A 17,496-nucleotide genomic window follows, 5' to 3' on the forward strand; every position below is an offset into this window, starting at 1 on the left:
GGTCATGGGTCGCGCCGTTCGCCCCGGGCCGCAGGATGACGGGGTCCCGCTGCGGTCGTGCCGGCTTCCTCGGACAGCAGCGTGCCGAGCGCGGCGGTCTCGGGGGTGCCGAGTTCGCCGAACAGTTCCAGGGCCCGTTGCCAAGAGGCGCGGGCCGCGTCCGGCTGGGCCAGCAGCCGGTGGCAGTGGCCGGTCTCCTCCAGGGCCCGCGCCTGCTGGTACCGGTCGCCCAGTTCCGCGGCACGGTCAGCGGCCAGCCGGTGGCATTCCAGCGCCTGCTGTGCCTGCGCTGCCCCGCTGGAGACCCGCAGTGTGGTGCCCAGTTCGTTGAGCAGCGTCACTTCGGCGTTGCGGTGGCCGATCTCCCGGACCACCTCAAGCGCCTGGTGGATGGCGGTCAGAGCCGCCGGGTAACGCCCGGTGTGCCGTTCGATGGAGCCGATGCTGCCCAGCACGTTGGCCTCGCTGATCCGATCGCCCACCGTCCGCGCGACCGTCAGGATCTCCCGGTTCATGGCCAGAATCTCGGCGCCGGTCTCGAACGTCTCCGCGAAGCGGCCCAGCGGCTCATACAGCACCCCGTGCGCACCGAGCCGCTCCCGCCCGCCGTGTGACGCGGCCAGCTCCCGGGCGATCGCCAGCGCCGACGTGTAGTGATGGCGGGCCTCTGGGTATCGGCCTTGGTGCTGAAGCACCTCGCCGAGGTTGCCCAGTGCCCAGCCTTCGCCCGCCCGGTCGCCCAGTGTGCGGAAACCCTTCAGCGCCTGGCGGAAGCTGGCCTCGGCCCGAGGGAAGCGGCCCAACCGCCAGTGCACCGCCCCGAGCCGGGCCAGCGCGACGGCCCGGGTGGCGGGGTCCGGGTCCCGGGCGGCCAGGCCGTGCAGCGCCTCGGCCTGGCGATAGTGGCCGGCGGTGTCGAGGTACCGGGCAAGCAGCCCGGAGAGCACCCCTGCGTGACCGGCGCCGACCCTTTGCGCGCCGCCTTGCTGCGCGCCACTCCGTTCGGCGGCGGCTACGGCGGCGGCGAGGAGGCCGTCCCGTTCGCTGTCCATCCATGCCGCGGCGGCCCGTCGATCGGGCAGCGGGGGCAGGTCTGGGCCACCGGGACCAGGCGCCGGACGGCGGTGGCGCTCGTAGGGCGCCAGAACGGCCATCGCTCGCGCAGCGGCGTGCCGGTGGTAGGCCAGCAGCCGGTCGAACGAGGCTCTTCGGGTTCGCGCCGGTTCCTCGTCGTGGGCGCGGGCCGTCGCGTAGAGGCGTACCAGGTCGTGGAACTCGTATCGCCCGGGTGTCGGTTGGCGCAGGAGGTGGGCGGCGTGCAGGGCGGCAAGCCCGGCCGCGGCAGCCGACCGGCCGGTCCCGGTGAGCGCCGCGGCGGTCCAGGAGTCCACGTCGGGGCCTGGGTGGCAGGCCAGCAGCCGGAACAGTCGCCGGCAGCCGGGCGCCAGGCTCTCGTAGGAGAGCCGGAGCGCAAGCTCGACGCTGTCCTCGCAGCGCAGCCGGGTCCGCTGCCCGGTGAGGAGTTCCAGGTGGTCGGTGAGGGTCCAGCCGAACCTGTCCCGGATCCGCCCGGCCACTACCCCGAGCGCCAGCGGTAGGTGGCCGACCGAGCCGGCGATCAGCGCGGCGGTCGCCGGGTCGGCGTCCACCCGCTCCGCGCCTGCGGTCCTGCGCAGCAGGTCCAGCGACTCGCGAGGGCTGAACACCTCAAGCGGCAGCCGCTCGACGCCGGTGAGTCCGGTCAGCCGGTGGCGGCTGGTGATCAGGGTCCGGCAGCCCTCGCCGAGGAGCAGCGGCGCCACCTGCGCCGCCGATCCCGCGTCGTCCAGCACCACCAGGGTGCGCAGCCGGGCGGCCCGGCGGCGGAACTCCCGTACGCATCCGGACGCGTCCAGCAGCCGGATGCGGTCCGCGGACATCCCCAACCGCCGCAGGAACCCTTCGAGCACTGCCTCCGGGGCGGCCGGCGGCAGGTCGGGAGCGTGCCCGCGGAGGTTGACCCAGAGCACCGCGCCGAACCGTTCGCGCCGCAGCAGCAGGTGTACGGCACGCACGGCGAGGGTGGTCTTACCAATCCCCGCCATCCCCTCCACCACCGTCACACGCGGGGCCGCGCCCGGCGCCAGCAACGCGGCCAACTCGGCCGCACGACCGGTGAACCCGGGCAGGTCGTCGGGCGGCGCACCCGCCACCGTGGCCACCCCGGCGTCAGCCGACCCGCCGACCACCCGCGCGTAGGCCGCCCGCCACCGGGCGGCTCCCCCGACCATCAGGGCCTCGGCCACGTCGGCCAGCAAGTCCGCGTCGAGCCGTCGGCGGCCCGGCTGGAAGCACCGGTGCACGGTGTCGAAGGCGGGCACCTCGGGCACCCGGCGATCGGCTCGGGCGCGGCAGACCCGCCGGTGCACCTCGCGCTCCGACACACCTGCCCAGGCGCGTAACTCCCGCAACCGGGACACCAGGTCATCCACCGTCCTGGCGCCATCCGGCTGCGGCAGCGCGTCGTTGTCGCCGTCGCGTGCGGAGGACGTCATCCGCTCCCCTCACAGACCCCGCCCGATGCCTGCCGACACCTACCCGCGGAACGACCCCGCCACTCCGGGCACGGCCGAGCCGCCGCCGGCGGACCTCCTCCACAGCCACCACCGGCACCTCACCCAGCGATCAGTACGAGCAGCCCGAGGAGTTGCGGCGGCACAGGGAGCCCAGGTGAATCCGGATGCCTCGCTGTCGGGACCGCAGGAGAATGATCGAAGACCGCACACGCAAGGAGGGGCCGTGACAACTCCGCCCAGACCCCTGACTTGCCTTTCCGTCGAGGAGCCATGGTGGCCACGAACTACCCGGTCTACCACGAGAACGCCCGCTACCCGCTGGTCGTGGCACTCCCCGGCGGCCGGGTGCGGCACTACGCCCGTCTCATCGGGGAGGGCCCGGCGGTGAGCACGTTGTGCCGCAAGCGGGGCGAGGCGGACGGCGACGGCGCCGGCCTGCCGTTCTGCCGGGCCTGCGACGGCCGGCCCAACCCGATCAGCCAGCAGTCGCGGTGAACGTGCCCGGGCATGCCCTCGGCGATCAGCAGGCAGCCGCTGCAGCGCAGTGCGGCCGCGTCGGCATGATGCCACACCTTCCGCCAGGGGAACGCCACCGCTGGGGGCGGCGTTTCCGGGGTGCGCGCGGGCGGGGACGGCAGACTTGGGGGATGGCGCTGTGGAAAGTGATGTACGCGGATTGGGAGATGGAGTGCTGTGGGGATCCCTTCGCCGTGGGCGATGAGGTGTCCTGGCCTCTGTCCCTCCGGGAGCCGGAGTCGGCGGACACGGACTTGAGCACGGTCGAAGGGCCGGTCGAACGGCGGGATGTGGAGATGGAGGGCATCTGCTGGGTGATCCGCTCTGGCAGTCTGGCGGCGTTGTGGCCGGGGGAGGTGCCAGCGGGCACGGCAGTCGACACGAATCCGGTGCGGCTGACGGGGCTGCTGGAGGTGGACCGGCACGGCCCCGGCCCGCGAGAGCTGCCGCCGACCACGGGCACGGTGCGCCGCATCCAGATGGTGACCAGCGGCTATCGCTTCGATCCGGCGGAGGCCGCGTATGTACGGGTGCCGGGGGAGCGCTGGCTCCGGGAGGTGCCGGCCTGCCCGAAGTGGTTCGACAGCAGGGCGCCGTACGGCAAGCGCGCACCCGCCGCAGGCGACCACTACCGCTCCGAGTCCGGTGTGCTCGTCGACCTGGAGATCGCAGACGGCTGACGGCGGACGAGTCGGCGACGGCGTGAACACTGATCACGGCTCGCTGGACGGTCTCCCGAAACCGTGCAGATTCGCTGTCGGAATACTCATGAACGGAACCACCCCGCCGGCATCGTCCGGGCGGCCGCAGCACGAGATTGAGTTCGCCGCGGCTCTGACGGACGACCTGAAGGTGGAGACCGGCGCCCGGCCTTGTCCATCGCGAAGGGGGCCGGGGAAGCCACTCAGCCAGCATCCTCACCAGCAGCCGAGACGTCGGAGGGCGACTCGCCGAACCACAGGACAGTCTCCGGGTTGCGTTTGGCCTCATCGAGCCACATGCGAAGCCTGCCGAGTCGTCCTCCGCTCAGCCGGACGACAGCCTGATGCACACGTTCACGCTCCGCGCCTCCATAGAGATCAAGGAGTGACAGGACGCTCGCAGCTTCGGCATCCGGAAACGTGGGGTCGCACAGCTGACGTGTTGCTGGTGACACAGCCATGCCCATCATCCTGCCGACCCCTGTCGCGTTCGACAACGGCCAAGATCGGGAAGAGGTTAACCTGCCCGACATCACCTGGTGAATGACCCCACTGCCGCCGCAGCAAACCGGACGAGCACCCCCTCCACGGAACACAACTGACCAGCCTGGTCATGCAGATTCGGCATCTCGTCGGGTGACGGCGAGGATGGCCATGTCGTCCTGCTGCGCGCCCTCGGTCCAGCGGTGGACATCCGCCGTCAGGGCGCGGACCAGGGATTCCGGGTCGTCGAAACGGGCCCGGAAGAGCCGAGACCGGCAGGGGTCGTAGAAGACGCCCTCGCGGTTGCGTGCCTCGGTGACACCGTCCGTGACCATCAGCAGTGACGCCCCCGAGGGCAGGGGCATGACTTCGGTGACAGGATGCCCCGTCCCCACGGAGGGCCCGATCTCGGCGAGCCCCATGCCCAACGGCAGCTGCGGGACAGCCGCATCGAGCCTCGTCAGCCGTCCCGCGTGGATCAGGTACGGCGCCGGGTGCCCGCGGTTGAGCAGCCGCAGCACGTCCCCCTCCGGCGACACCTCGGCCAGCAGGGCCGTGGTGAACTCCTCGGGGGCGATGCCGGGCTCCAGGCTGCGCCCGGCGTCCCTGGACAGCGCGTCGTCCATCCGTTCGGCCAGGGCGGAGAGGTTGGGGGCGTACTCGGCCTCCTGGCGGAACGCGCCGATCGCCACCGCCACCGTCGCGATGGCCTGGAGGCCCTTGCCGCGCACATCCCCGATGATCATGCGGACGCCGAAGGCGGTGTCCTGCACCGCGAACAGATCACCGCCGATACGGGCCTCGGCCTGGGCCGCGGTGTAGCCGACAGCAACCGCCAAAGGCCCGACCCGGGTGGCGGGTTGCGGCAGCACCGCCAACTGGACCGCTTCCGCGACGTCCCTCGCGTCCGCGAGCCGGCGGCCCTGGCGCTCCAGCAGCACGTTCACCAGCAGGGCCAGAGCCCCGATCACACCGACCACCGCTACATCCACCAGGAGCGACGCCATCGACCGCTCCCGGTAGAGGTCCAGGCCCGCCGCAGCCGCAACCGGTGCGCACGCGAAGAACACGGCGAAGCGGAACGACAGCAGCGCCCCGGCGATCAGGGGCGAAGCCGCCAGCAGAGGGAGCCCCAGGTACGGCTTGGGCGCGAAGGCGGTGAGCAGTCCACCGGCCACCAGAACGCATGCCGCCAGGACCCACGGCACCTTCACCACGCGCAACGGAATCCCTCCACCGAACCTCCTCCCGGCACCCGGCCCACCTACCACAAGAAGTACATACTGTCAGAAACTGCACCATCCCCGGTGTGTGATACGTACCCGATGGTTTCGACCTCGGATGGACCCTTCACGAGCTGAGCCGTCCAGCTTCGAGCGCGGCGGCGAGCCGTCCCACGGAGCCGGAGGCCGGCACCCGGGCGCCGGCCTGCCGCGGTCGGCGCCAGCAGCTGCCCTTCCGCCTCCTCGCGATAAGGTGGCGTTATCGCATTCCGGCAAACCCTGGACAAGGGGTGGCGGTCAGGTGCCCAAGCATTCTTGGGGACCACTTGGGGATCACACGGCCTGCGTGTTGGTGAACGACTAAGACGAAATCGAACGAAGTGCACGGCAAGTTTCCCCTGTTTGACGGAAAAATCACCCTGATGGCTTGACTGGGGGTCAAGGGGTCGTGGGTTCAAATCCCGCCGTCCCGACGGTGCTGAAGAGGCCCTTTTGGGCGGGAGAAATCCCAGATCAGAGGGCCTTTCGCGATTCACTGACACCCATCGATCTGACCCCACATCAGGCCCGTGGGGCCACTTGGGGACCACGGACCGGGAAAAACCCCTGATCAGAGCGTTCTCTTGGGGACCAAGATCACATCTGCTTTGTATGGTCCCTACAACGCTCGAAGTGTTGCCGCCAGCGTCTTTGAGGCCGTAGGCGCACCCGACAGATGGGCACGGAACGAATGCCCCGCCCGCGTCAGGGCCTGGAGATCGGGACGCAGGTACCGCTGTGCGCTCAACAGTGAGCCGTACCCGGCGACGATCCGCAGCACGTGCAGGGGGACTCCGGCGTCGGCCATCCATGTGAGGCCGATGTGGCGGAGGTCGTGCCGGTGGAGGTGCTAGTAGCCGAGTTCGGTGACCACGTCGTCCCAGTGGGTGGCGTTCCGCAGCACGGCGGTGGTGATCCGGCCGCCGCGGGGTCCGGTGAAGAGCCGGGCATCAGGATCGGGGCCGGCCGTCAGGAGGCGTTGGGCCACCATGGGCCGCACTTCTTCGATCAGCGGGACGCGTCGGGCCATCTTTCCTTCGGTTGCCTTGTCGATCAGTCCGCCCGGGGCAGGGGTGGTCTGGCGGCGGACGGTCCAGACCCAGTTGACCGGGTCGATGCCCCTCACGCGGACACCGGAGACCTCGCCGATCCGGGCGGCGGTGCATGCGGCAAAGAGCACCACATCGCCCCACCCGGCGAACTGCTGGAACGACGCTTCGACCAGCGCGCTTGCCAGCGCGGTGAGGGCGGCCCAGTCGGAGAGGGCCAGGGCGCGCGGGTCGTCGAGTTCGTCCTCGGCCTTCAGGTATCCCGACTGCCAGCCCACGACCGCGGCGGGTTCAGGGCGATCATGCCGTCACGGACAGTCTGCTCCATCACCCGTACCAGTACCGCGAGGCTGTTCTTCACCGAGGAGTGGCCGGCCCGCCAGTGCCGTTCGGTGATCACGCTCCTGCCGTCGCCGCCGTCCTGGTCCAGGTTCACTGCGTCCAGGTACGGACAGACGATGAACACAGGCCGCGGGGAGTGGTCGTTCCCTTCGTCCATCGGCAGGGTGAAGAACCGGCTGGTCCACGACAGGTGTGCGCCGGCCAGCAGCGAGCGGATCTCGTACCAGCCGGAGGGGCGGCAGCCCTGGTGGTTGAGCGTCGCGCAGAGGAACGGATCGTAGCCATCGACGGCGAGCGCCGGTTTCTGGTCACCGAGCGGCACGCCGCACGGCACACCACTGTTCGTCCCGAGTTGCCCGATTCAGCACCCGCAATGGCTGAGAAGACACGATTGCCGCGCGCGGCGTCAGTCTCGCGCCGTGAGGGCGCGCATCAGGGCGAGGGCATCGACGCCCCGGCCGTCCTGATCGGTCAAGGGCGCGGACTGGTCGCCGCTGTCCCACTCCTGCCGGATCTGCGCGAGTTGCTGTGGGGGAGATCGCCGCGCCAGCCGTCGGGGGTGGTGACGACCTGGTCGACGAACGGGTCATGGAAGCCGTCGAGGTCGGCACGCGCGCCCTGTTCGACCTGCAGACCGGCCCGCCAGCAGGGCGGTGGCGCGTTCGGCGTATGCCCTGGCGTGGTCGGTCTGCCCGGCCGCCAGGAGCGCCCCGACGAGCGCGCCCTACGCCAAGGGGAGCTGGTGCGGCCGCCCTTCGCCACTCCCGCGCGGCTCCACCTCCTCCCCGCAGGCACGCTACGCCCTCGGCGTCCTGGCCCGGCCGGCTCAATTGCTCGGCGTGCATGTGGAGATGGTTGACGAGGTGCTTCGCGGGTGTCCGGCACCGCGCCGGTGGCAGGCGAGTGCGCGGGCGCCCTCCTCCTGGGAGGCAGGGAGGGGTCCCGGGGCGCCGGCCGCACGATGAATGGCAGGTTCCGCACCTCACATGCCTGGCATCGAGGAGAAGCTCATGACTGGCCCACCTGCCTACCCGCCCCACAACCCCTACGCGCCTCCCCCGCCGGCTGGCCCCTCCCGGCCATGGCAATTGCAGTGGGCATGGGGCCTGATGGTCGGCGCTACGGTGCTGTGCAGCATCGTGGTCGTCAGCGACGAGTCGCTGAAGCGATCTGAGTTCGAGTCCCCGGGTGCATCTGAACCGTCCACACCGTATGCGACGTACTACTACATGGCGGTGCTCGGGCTGTACCTCCTCTTCGCCTTCCGAGCCCGGAGCGGCAGGTCGTCGGCCCGGATCGGGGCGCCGATCATGACGGCCCTCGTCTTCTTTATGATGACGCCCTATTGCTGGCTGGGCTTCACCGACGCCTACGACGTCTTCGGCCCCGAGGGCGAGAAGTTCGGCCCCGTCTACGCGGTGCAGGCCATAGTCGCGCTTGCGGTCTCCGTCCCTGCACTGGTGCTGGTCTACTTCCCGGCGAGCAACGCCTATTTCCGAAATGCCTGGGTGAGTCGCATTCCGCCGCCGCCACCACCGCCTCCGCCTCCCGCTGCTCGTGATCGCCGACGATGAGTCTTCGCCATTCGGAAGGGGACTGACCCCTGACGGGGTCAGACGGTGGCCTTCGTGTCCTCGGCGGGGCTCCTCTGCTGTGGGGGCCGGCCTTCGTCCAGCGGGCTCTCCCGATTCGTAGCAACCGGCATCGGTCCGGCGGCGTCACCGATGGTATGACCGCCACCAACCCGGCCAGGGCACCTCGCTATCCGTACTGCTGCCGCGGTGCTGACCCGGACGGCCGCGACCCGGTGGGGTGCCGCGGCCGTCGCACACCGCACCGAACGCTCAACTCCCGCCCTGGACACGGCGGCCAGGACCGATCCACCGTATTGCGTTGGCCGCTGTAAGCCGACGACAGCGACAACGTCCGCGTCATCTGCAGCGTGCTGCGCAGGGTCATCGTCGTCGCTTGTCGGCGTACAAGTGAACGTGCGCCACTTCGTACGGAGGAACGTGCACCGTTCTCGGTGTGGTGACGGGTGAGGGCCGTGAGTCCGCTGCTGTCGGTTCGGGGTGGCAGGGAGGCGGCTGGTGATGGTGCTGGATCCACATCGATGGCTGAGTTGAGGCGGGTTCGTCCGCTGGATGAGTCCGGTGCGATGGGCTTGCGGGAGATCGCGCGGGAGACGGGGCTGAACCGGCGGACGGTCGGCAAGTACCTGAAGGACCCCGTCTCGGTTGCGCCGCCGAAGAGGGAGGCCGCAGCACGGCGGCCCCGGAAGGCGGTGGACGAGGTTGCGCCGCTGATGCCCCTTATCGTGCCCGTGGCGGTGACGTGCCGGGTGCTGGGGCTGGCCCGCCAGCCCTGCTACCGGTGGCCGGCCCGGCCGGTCACCGGCGTCGAGCCGGCCGAGGCATACCGGGTCGACGCGTTGTCCGACGCACACCGTGACGATCCCGAGTTCGGGCACCGGTTCCTGCTCGACGAGGCCCGTGCCGCAGGCGAGGCGATGGCTGAGCGGACCGCCTGGCGGATCTGCCGGGAAAACGGCTGGTGGAGCGTCATCGGCAAGCGAAAGGGCCGCGGCAAGAACGCCAAGGCCGGGCAACCGGATTCCATGCGAACTCCCCGTGATCAACCAGACCCTGCTCATGACGATCCTGCGAGTCGGACGGGCGGGGTCTCAGAGCACCGCGTTGTCGGCAGCGCCCGGGAAGTCCGTGCTGTACGCCCGGTCCTTGCCGGCCTCGAACTCCGCCGTGAGCTGTTCCAGCTTGACGCCGATGCGACGCTGGGCGCTGCTGCCCAGGACGACCCAGTGGGGCGTCTGCGGCGCGGTCGCGACCTCGTAGATCGCCCCGGCGGCCCGCTCCGGGTCGCCGGGGAACATTTCCGGGGCGAGGCTGCCCATCAGGCCGCAGAAGGCACCGGCCGTGTCGGCGTAGTCCGCGATTGCCTCGCCGGACGCCTTCGTCCGGTTCTCGATGCCGGTACGGAACGAACCGGGCTGGATGATCACCGCGCGCAGGTCGACGTGTTCGATCTCCTGCCAGAGCGCCTCGGTGAAGCCCTCCAGCGCGAACTTGCTGGACGAGTAGTAGCCGTTGGCCGGGAGGCTGGCCAGACGGTCCATGGAAGAAACGTTGACGATGGTGCCGCTGCGAGGTGCGCGCATGCCGGGCAGCACCGCGCGGGTGAGGGCGACCGCACCGAAGCGCGCACCGCGGCCTCGCGGTCTGCGGCTCGGTGACGTCGAGGCGTACCGCCAGCGCGGTCTCCGGGTACCGGGAGACCAGCTCGGTGGCGGCCTGGGTCGAGCTGGCCGTCGCCACCACCTGGTCGCCGTGGGCCAGGACGTGTCCGGCCAGGACCTTGCCCAATCCGCTGGAAGCGCCGGTGATGAGCCAGGTCTTACGAGGCCCTGGGAAGGGTGGCGGGCGCGCGGGGGGAGCGGAGTGCCTGACGTGGGAACGCACCGGCCGGCCCCACGCGAGACTGTGGTCCTACGCGGGGAAGTCCGCGGCGCCGCTGGCCGCAGCCCACTTCCGGGTCTCCGCGGCGCGCGCCTCGCCCGCTTCCAGGGCCATGGTCACGGACTGGGCGCCGAGCAGGAGCCGGCGCGGCGGATCGTCGTCGCCGACGACGTCGAGGAGGACCTGGGCGGCGCGCACCGGGTCGCCGGGCTGGTTGCCGTTGCTCTCGGCCCGGTACTTGTTCATGGCGCCGACGGTCTCCTCGTAGTCGGGACCCACGGCGTGCAATTCCATCGACGAGCCCTGCCAGTCGGTGCGGAAGGCGCCCGGCTCGACGATGACGACCTTGACCCCGAACGGGGCGACCTCGTTGGCCAGCACCTCGGAGAAGCCCTCCACCGCGAACTTGGCGCTCTGGTAGGCGCCCATGCCCGGAGTGCCGCCGACCCGGCCGCCGAGGGAGGAGAACTGCACGAAGGTTCCCGAGCGCTGCTCGCGCAGGACGGGGAGGGCGGCCCGGGTCACGTTGACGACCCCGAAGAAGTTCGCCTCGAACTGGGCGCGGAAGTCCTCCTCGGTCATCTCCTCGATCGGGCCGCTGTTGGCGTAGCCGGCGTTGTTGACGATCACGTCCAGGCGGCCGAAGGCATCGACGCCCGACTGGACCGCGCGCTGGGCGGCTGCGACATCGGTGACGTCCAGGGCCACCGGCACCACCCGGTCGCCGTAGCGGGAGACGAGCTCGGCCAGCCGCTCGGGACGGCGGGCGGTGGCCACCAACCGCTCACCGGCCGCCAGGACCGCTTCCGCCAGGGCACGCCCGAATCCACGGGAGGCGCCGGTGATCAACCATGTACGAGACATGTCCTGTCCTTCGATCTTCATTGGTGATGTCCCGCACCGGGAAGAGCGGAACAAGCCTGATATCAGCCAGTTAGCTACCAATGTCGGAGATGATCCCGCGAAAGACGTCCGTCATCTGACTTCGACTTGTTCGTGTCGCGACCGCACCCGGCTCCCCGATGTAAGTCATCGGACGGATCTGTCACACACCCACACCGGTCCGTCTCCGGCGGCCTTTGGGCCGAGGGCGGGAAAACCGCGTAGGAGTCGTAACAGGTGACCCCCGGGCGACGCGAGGATCGTCACCGCTTCGGACGGTCCGGTCTCCTTCCGGCGTGTCGACGAACCTACGGCATCCTGCGCGTCTCCGCAGGTCATCACCCGGGGCAGGGCTTCGGGTCAGCCGGTTCTCCGTCCTCCCGTCCGGTGCGGTCCGGTTCCAGCCGGAGGGTGCGGCCCTGCCACCGTCGGCGCAGCCAGCGGTCGTGGCTCGCCACGACGATCGCGCCGGGGCCGGGGCCCAGGGCCTCCTCCAGTTCGTCGCAGAGCCGGGGGGAGAGGTGGTTGGTGGGTTCGTCGAGCAGCAGGAGCTGCGGCGGGCGCGCCACCAGCAGGGCCAGCGCGAGCCGGCGGCGCTGTCCCACGGAGAGCCGGCCGACCGGTCTGTCCAGATCCGCCTCGTGCAGCAGACCGAGGGAGCCCAGCGGCACCTTCTCGGCCCGTGCCGCGCCCAGCGTCTCCTCGTAGAGGCCCCGGACCGTGCGCCCAGGCCGTTCAAAGACGGTGTCCTGGGTGAGCAGTGATGCCGTCAGCCCGCGCCGCCGGCGCACCTCGCCCGCGGCCGCGAGCCGCCCGGCGAGCACGGCGAGCAGTGTCGACTTGCCGGCGCCGTTGCCGCCGGTCACCAGGAGCCGGTCACAGGCCGGCACCTCCAGGTCGTCCAGTACCAGCCGCCCCGGCACCCGCACGCCGCGCAGGGACACCAGTGGCTCGTCGGCGTCCTGGATTCGTGCGGCCAGCTCCCCCGCCGCGAAGCGCAGCGGGCGCGGCGGCTCGGCAACCTGGACGCGCTCCAGCTCCTCCAGCCGCCGGGTGGCGTTGCGCACCCGGCGGGAGATCTGGTTCTGCACCCGGCCCGCCCGATGGCCATACCCCATCTTCTCGTGGTCTGTGCGGCCCCGGTCCGGCGCGACCCGGTGCGCGCTCACGCCCGCCGACTGCCGCAGCAGCGCCAGTTCCTCCTGCTCCTCGGTGTACCGCCGCTCCCAGCGCGCGCGCCCGGCGCGCTGTTCGGACAGGTATGCGCTGTAGTTCCCGCCGTAGCGGACCGGGCCCTCCACCGCCGGGTCGAGGTCGACCAGATCGGTGCAGACGGCGTCGAGGAACGCCCGGTCGTGGCTGGCCATCACCACGGTTCCGGGCAGTGTGCGCACCTGCTCCTCCAGGAAGGCGGCGGCGCCGTCGTCGAGGTGGTTGGTCGGCTCGTCGAGGAGCAGCGCCGGCGGACGCCGTACGAGCAGCGCGGCCAGGGCGAGCCGGCCGCGCTGCCCGCCGGAGAGTGAACCGAGCGTGCGCCCGGGGTCGAACGTGCCGAGTCCCAGGCCCTCCAGTACGAGCGCGGCGCGGCGGTCGGCGTCCCAGGACTCCCGGTCCTGGGCCTGCTCCAGCCGCCTGCTGTAGGCGTCCAGCAGCTCCTGGCCTGGATCGTCCTCCGGGACGCGGGCGAGTTCCTCGCCGAGCCGGTCGAGTTCCGCGAGGTCCTCCCGGGCCTCGCGCAGCGCCTCGTCCAGCACCTCGGCGACGGCGATGCCGGGCTCGAACGGCATCTCCTGATGGAGGAACCCGAGGCCCTCGGGACGGGTGACGCTTCCCGAGTCGGGTTCGTCCACGCCTGCCAGGAGCCGCAGCAGGGTGGACTTGCCGACGCCGTTCTCCCCGATCAGGCCGATGCGGTGGCCTGGGGAGGCGGTGAGGGAAACGCCGTCGAGGACTCGCCGGCCCCCGAGGGAGCGGACGATGTCGTGGGCGAGCAGAGCGGGTTGGGGCACAGGGATCCGTCCCGGGTGGTCGGTGGGTCGGCCCCGCCGGGCGCACGGCCTCGGACGCGGGCCACTGCACGCGCCGGAGGCTCACACCGCGAGGGCTCCGGTCTCCTTGAGCGCCCCGTCGGACAGCCGCAGCCAGCGGTTCACCCCGATCTCGGCGAGGAACCGCTCGTCGTGGCTGATCACCATGAACGCGCCCTGGTAGGAGTTGAGCGCGCTCTCCAGCTGGCCGGCGCTGACCAGGTCGAGGTTGTTGGTCGGCTCGTCCAAGAGCAGCAGATGGGGCGCCGGTTCCGCGCACAGCACGCAGGCCAGCGTGGCGCGCAGCCGCTCGCCGCCGGAGAGCACCCCGACCGGCAGGTGTGCGCGGGCGCCGCGGAACAGGAAGCGGGCGAGCAGGTTCATCCGCTCCGACTCGGCCCGTTCCGGGGCGAAGTCGGTGAAGTTCTCCGCGACGGTGCGGTCCAGGTCCAGCAGGTCCAGGCGCTGCGAGAGGTAGGCGATACGGCCGTCGTTGCGCTTGATCTCCCCGGCGTCCGGGGAGAGATCGCCGGTGACCAGCCGCATCAGGGTGGTCTTGCCGGCGCCGTTGGGACCGGTCAGCGCGATGCGTTCGGGACCGCGGATGCTCAGGTCGACACCGCCCGCGGCGAACACGTCCCGGTCGCCGAGCCGGACCTGCATCCCCTCGCCGAGGAAGAGGTTGCGCCCGGCGGGCACCCGGGTGTCGGGCAGTTCCAGGGTGAGGCGCTGCTCGTCGCGCAGTGCCCGGCCGGCCTCGTCGAGGCGGGCCTTGGCCTCGCTGACCCGGGAGGCGTGCATCGTGCCGGACTTGCCCGCCGCCTCCTGCGCGCCGCGCTTCATGTTGCCGGCGAAGATCTTCGGCAGACCGGCGTTCTTGAGGTTCTTGGCGGCGTTGCTCGCCCGGCGCTCGGCGCGTTCGCGGGCCTGCTGCATCTCCCGCTTCTCCCGCTTCAGCTCCTGTTCGGCGTTGCGGACGTTCTTCTCGGCGACCTCCTGCTCGGCGCGCACGGACTCCTCGTACTCCGTGAAGTCGCCGCCGTACTGGCGCAGTTCGTCGCTGCCGAGTTCGGCGATTCGCTCCATGCGGTCCAGCAGCGCGCGGTCGTGGCTGACCAGCAGCAGACAGCCGTGGAAGTCTGTGAGCACGTCGTAGAGCTTGTGCCGGGCCTCGGTGTCGAGGTTGTTGGTGGGTTCGTCGAGCAGCAGGACGTCGGGGCGCTTGAGCAGTTGGGCGGCGAGGCCGAGGGCGACGACCTGGCCGCCGCTGAGCGTGCTGAGCACGCGGTCCAGGGTGAGGTCGGCAAGGCCCAGGCGGTCGAGCTGGGCACGAGTGCGTTCCTCGATGTCCCAGTCGTCACCGATGGTGGTGAAGTGCTCCTCGCTCACGTCCCCGGACTCGACGGCGTCCAGGGCGCGGATCACGTCGGCGATGCCGAGCACCTCTCCGACCGTCAGGTCGCCGGTGAGGGGGAGGCTCTGCGGGAGGTAGCCCAGCGTGCCGCTCACCGAGACCGAACCGGTGGCAGGCCGCAGTTCGCCCGCGATCAGCTTGAGCAGGGTGCTCTTGCCGCAGCCGTTGGGGGCGACCAGGCCGGTACGGCCCGGGTTCACGGTGAAGGACAGGCCGTGGAAGACCGGAGTGTCGTCCGGCCAGGCGAAGGAGAGATTTGAGCAGACGATGGCGGCGTCGGACATGGAGACGACCTCAAAGGTACAGAGGGCGGAGCGGAGAGTCCCGCCCTGAGACAGACAGGGAAGCGGGCGCGACGAAACGGACCACCTCGGCAGCGCTCCTGAGCGCCGGCCGGTGGCCGTCAGATCCGGGTCTCACCCCGAGATGTCGTCTTCACCCACCACGTCTGCGACTCCTCAATACACAGTCCACGTCCCTCACAGGCTAACAGCCGACGTACCCGTCACCGGGGCGGCCGTCCTTCGCGGCGGGGCCGGCCACTCGTATGTTCTGGGGCATAGCGGTGATGCCGTACGAGCCCCGCCGACTATGGAGCCAGGCCGGTGGGCAGCCGCAGCCACGGAGCCGGGTCCTCGCAAGATCGGTCCCGATCCCGTCCGTGCCAACCGGCGTCGCTGTCGCCCTCTCGCCACGGACCTCCGCCGGCCCTGGGAGAAGCCCACCGCCCCCGGCCGGCTCACCCCCGCCCGGGTCCCGCCGGGGGTTCAGGAACATCCGCGCTCACCTCGCCTGCCCGGCCCGTGTCCCCAACCCCGCGGCGCCGGCCCCGGACGACCACTCGGCGCCAGGAACTGAAGCTTCCCCTTGATCATGGACACCTGGAGACTGGGACGTGTGAGCCCAGAGGAAGCAGTGCCAGGTGGGAAGCAAGTACACGAAGCGGTACTCGGAGGAGTTCAAGCGGGACGCCATCGCGCTTGTGGCCTCCCCGGGCCGGACGGTGACTGAGGTCGCCCCGGAACTCCACATCACCTCGGAGAGCCTGCGGGGCTGGGTGAAGAAGGCCAGCGGTGTCGGGCAAGCCGCTGCGGGCGCGCCGGTGGCCGCCGGTAGCGGACCGGACGCGGTCGAGCGGGAGGAACTCAAGCGGCTGCGCAAGCTCGCCACCGACCAGGCCAGGACGATCGAGATCCTGAAAAAAGGGAACCGGCCGGGCCGAGCGGGTCGGCGAGTCGAGGCGGCTGTCCGAGCGTCTGGGTTTCGAGCCGGTCGGCGGGTCCCCGACGCCGTCGACGGCGTGGCCGGGTGCGTTTGCTGGCGCCGACTCATCTGACTACCTGACGCTGGAGCCCCTGTAGATCGTCACCCCCGGCGCAGCCCCCTGCACATCGGCCGACGCGCAGCGCGGTGACCACTGGCCAGGGGGTGTCGCGGTCGGGGCGGGACGCGGAGACGGCGATGCCGCCGGTGGCCACCGGGCCGGGGACCGTGGTGGTCAGGGTGACCGCGCCGTCGACCCGCAGGGCCGCCCGCCTGCCGCTGACCGTCAGTTCGATCCGGTGCACCTCCGCGCCGGGGAGCTCGCGCTCGGCCACCACCTGCCCGTCCCCGGCCAGCCGGGCCCGGCCGTAGGAGATCCGCACCTGCATCGGCGTCCCGCCGACCCGGGCGGTGAGGCCGAACGTCGCGCCCTCCGGCGCCAGGCCGGTGACGTCCGCCCGCACCGTGTAGTGGTCCCAGTCCGCGGTGGCGTGCGGGGTGTACTCCGCGTACTGGTAGTCGCCCTCGCGCGGTCGGCGCGCGCCGTTGAACGGGAAGTCACCGGGGTCCAGGGGGCGGCGGTCTACTGAGCGCCAGTCGTGGCGTGCGGCCAGCGGCTCGGCCTCGGGCGGCCGCGGTGTGCGCCGCGCGACCTCGCGGACCAGTGCGCCGGCCGTGGTGCCGGACAGCACCTCCAGGCGTTCGAACCGGCCCGCGGCGGCGGCCCGCCGGCTGGGCGGGAGCGGGGTGGCGCTGCGGTTGGTGAGGGCGGCGGTGAACAGCCGGCCGACGACCTCGTCGGCGAAGCCACGGGTCTCGGAGAAGGGGTAGGAGAACAGCACGGGGCGCGGCAGGCCGTGCTCGGCGAACGCGGCCAATGAACGTTCCAGGTCCCGCCGGGCCGCGCTCGGGGAGGTCGCCGCGGCACCGCGCCGGTGGTGCAGGTCGTGGCTGTGGCTCTGCAGGTCCCAGCGCCCGCTCTGCCGCATGCGGGAGACCTCCGTCCAGGTCAGGTAGTAGGGGCGGGGGTCGCCGACCCGGCCGGTGATGAGGAACGCCGAGCCGTGCATGCGGTGCCGGGCGAGGATGCGGTCGGCATGCACCCATAGGCCCTTGGTGCCGTCGTCGAAGGTGAGCAGGACGGAGCGTGGCGGCACCGGCCCGCCCGCCACGTAGGTGGCGAACTCGCGGGCGGTCAGCGTCCGGTAGCCCGCCGCGCGCAGTGCGCTCAGGTGGGCGTCGAAGCGTTTCGGGGCGACGGTGTAGCGGCTGCCAGAGCCGGGCTTGATGTCGTGGTAGGCGAGGACGACCGGCGCGGCGCGGTCCGGCAGGCCGACGCCCAGCTCCCGCCATGCGGCCATCTGCCCGGGTGCCGCCCCGGCGGTGGGCGCGGCGTGCTGCGCGGCGACCTGGCCGGTGCCCTCCTGCAGGTGCCAGGCGGCGGCGAACGGCGCGGCCAGCACGGCGGCGGTCAGCAGACCGAGGCCCGCCCGGGCCAGCCGGGCATTCACAGCCCGGGCCACTGCGGC

General features: G+C 71.4%; 13 protein-coding genes and 2 pseudogenes. 5 read left to right on the forward strand and 10 right to left on the reverse strand.

Going from position 1 to position 17,496, the window contains the following annotated elements; all coding sequences use genetic code 11:
- Nucleotides 1-2: 2 nt before the first annotated feature.
- On the reverse strand, nt 3-2,534 hold the full coding sequence (locus tag LG396_RS26425) for a tetratricopeptide repeat protein (RefSeq protein WP_225796665.1): 2,532 nt from the start codon (nt 2,532-2,534) through the stop codon (nt 3-5).
- Between the two features lie 291 nt (nt 2,535-2,825).
- On the opposite strand from LG396_RS26425, the gene LG396_RS26430 reads away from it, so the two are divergent.
- Nucleotides 2,826-3,050 (forward strand): hypothetical protein, encoded by a 225-nt coding sequence (locus LG396_RS26430; RefSeq protein ID WP_225796666.1) that lies wholly within the window; start codon nt 2,826-2,828, stop codon nt 3,048-3,050.
- A 170-nt stretch (nt 3,051-3,220) separates the two neighbouring features.
- On the forward strand, nt 3,221-3,751 hold the full coding sequence (locus LG396_RS26435) for a DUF6578 domain-containing protein (protein ID WP_308190129.1): 531 nt from the start codon (nt 3,221-3,223) through the stop codon (nt 3,749-3,751).
- A gap of 632 nt (nt 3,752-4,383) precedes the next feature.
- Here the strand turns inward: LG396_RS26435 and LG396_RS26440 are convergent.
- From LG396_RS26440 to LG396_RS26450, 3 genes are all read right to left on the reverse strand, one after another.
- Nucleotides 4,384-5,472, reverse strand: coding sequence for a PP2C family protein-serine/threonine phosphatase (locus LG396_RS26440; RefSeq protein WP_225796668.1), 1,089 nt, complete (start codon nt 5,470-5,472; stop codon nt 4,384-4,386).
- Between the two features lie 895 nt (nt 5,473-6,367).
- Nucleotides 6,368-6,844: a site-specific integrase gene (locus LG396_RS26445; protein ID WP_225796669.1), complete on the reverse strand. Its 477-nt coding sequence runs from the start codon at nt 6,842-6,844 to the stop codon at nt 6,368-6,370.
- Nucleotides 6,820-7,230: a hypothetical protein gene (locus LG396_RS26450; protein ID WP_225796670.1), complete on the reverse strand. Its 411-nt coding sequence runs from the start codon at nt 7,228-7,230 to the stop codon at nt 6,820-6,822. Before LG396_RS26450 ends, LG396_RS26445 begins: the two co-directional genes overlap by 25 nt.
- Nucleotides 7,231-7,894: 664 nt before the next feature.
- Between LG396_RS26450 and LG396_RS26455 the strand changes: the two genes are divergently transcribed.
- Nucleotides 7,895-8,482 (forward strand): hypothetical protein, encoded by a 588-nt coding sequence (locus LG396_RS26455; protein ID WP_225796671.1) that lies wholly within the window; start codon nt 7,895-7,897, stop codon nt 8,480-8,482.
- A 1,109-nt stretch (nt 8,483-9,591) separates the two neighbouring features.
- Here LG396_RS26455 and LG396_RS26465 read toward each other — a convergent pair.
- The 5 genes and pseudogenes from LG396_RS26465 to abc-f all read right to left on the reverse strand — a co-directional run bounded on the left by LG396_RS26465 (nt 9,592) and on the right by abc-f (nt 14,988).
- Complete coding sequence (locus LG396_RS26465) at nt 9,592-10,083, reverse strand: SDR family NAD(P)-dependent oxidoreductase (protein ID WP_263979623.1); 492 nt, start codon at nt 10,081-10,083, stop codon at nt 9,592-9,594.
- Nucleotides 10,084-10,201: 118 nt separating this feature from the next.
- A pseudogene (locus tag LG396_RS39810) lies at nt 10,202-10,384 on the reverse strand (hypothetical protein); the annotation flags it as partial.
- Nucleotides 10,385-10,411: 27 nt separating this feature from the next.
- Nucleotides 10,412-11,245, reverse strand: a complete 834-nt coding sequence (locus LG396_RS26475; RefSeq protein WP_225796673.1) for an oxidoreductase — start codon at nt 11,243-11,245, stop codon at nt 10,412-10,414.
- 356 nt (nt 11,246-11,601) lie between these two features.
- Nucleotides 11,602-13,272: an ABC-F family ATP-binding cassette domain-containing protein gene (locus LG396_RS26480; protein ID WP_225796674.1), complete on the reverse strand. Its 1,671-nt coding sequence runs from the start codon at nt 13,270-13,272 to the stop codon at nt 11,602-11,604.
- Between the two features lie 81 nt (nt 13,273-13,353).
- Nucleotides 13,354-14,988 (reverse strand): ribosomal protection-like ABC-F family protein, encoded by a 1,635-nt coding sequence (abc-f, locus tag LG396_RS26485; protein WP_225796675.1) that lies wholly within the window; start codon nt 14,986-14,988, stop codon nt 13,354-13,356.
- Between the two features lie 388 nt (nt 14,989-15,376).
- Here abc-f and LG396_RS26490 point away from each other — a divergent pair.
- Nucleotides 15,377-15,559, forward strand: a pseudogene (locus tag LG396_RS26490) (NF041680 family putative transposase); the annotation flags it as partial.
- A 67-nt stretch (nt 15,560-15,626) separates the two neighbouring features.
- A complete protein-coding gene (locus LG396_RS26495) occupies nt 15,627-16,040 on the forward strand; it encodes a transposase (protein WP_225796676.1) in 414 nt (137 codons plus the stop codon).
- Here LG396_RS26495 and LG396_RS26500 read toward each other — a convergent pair.
- Nucleotides 16,033-17,490 (reverse strand): polysaccharide deacetylase family protein, encoded by a 1,458-nt coding sequence (locus LG396_RS26500; RefSeq protein ID WP_225796677.1) that lies wholly within the window; start codon nt 17,488-17,490, stop codon nt 16,033-16,035. The two genes, LG396_RS26495 and LG396_RS26500, sit on opposite strands and share 8 nt — an antisense overlap.
- Nucleotides 17,491-17,496 lie beyond the last annotated feature (6 nt).

The organism is Streptomyces aculeolatus, from assembly GCF_020400605.1.
Taxonomy (GTDB): domain Bacteria; phylum Actinomycetota; class Actinomycetes; order Streptomycetales; family Streptomycetaceae; genus Streptomyces; species Streptomyces aculeolatus.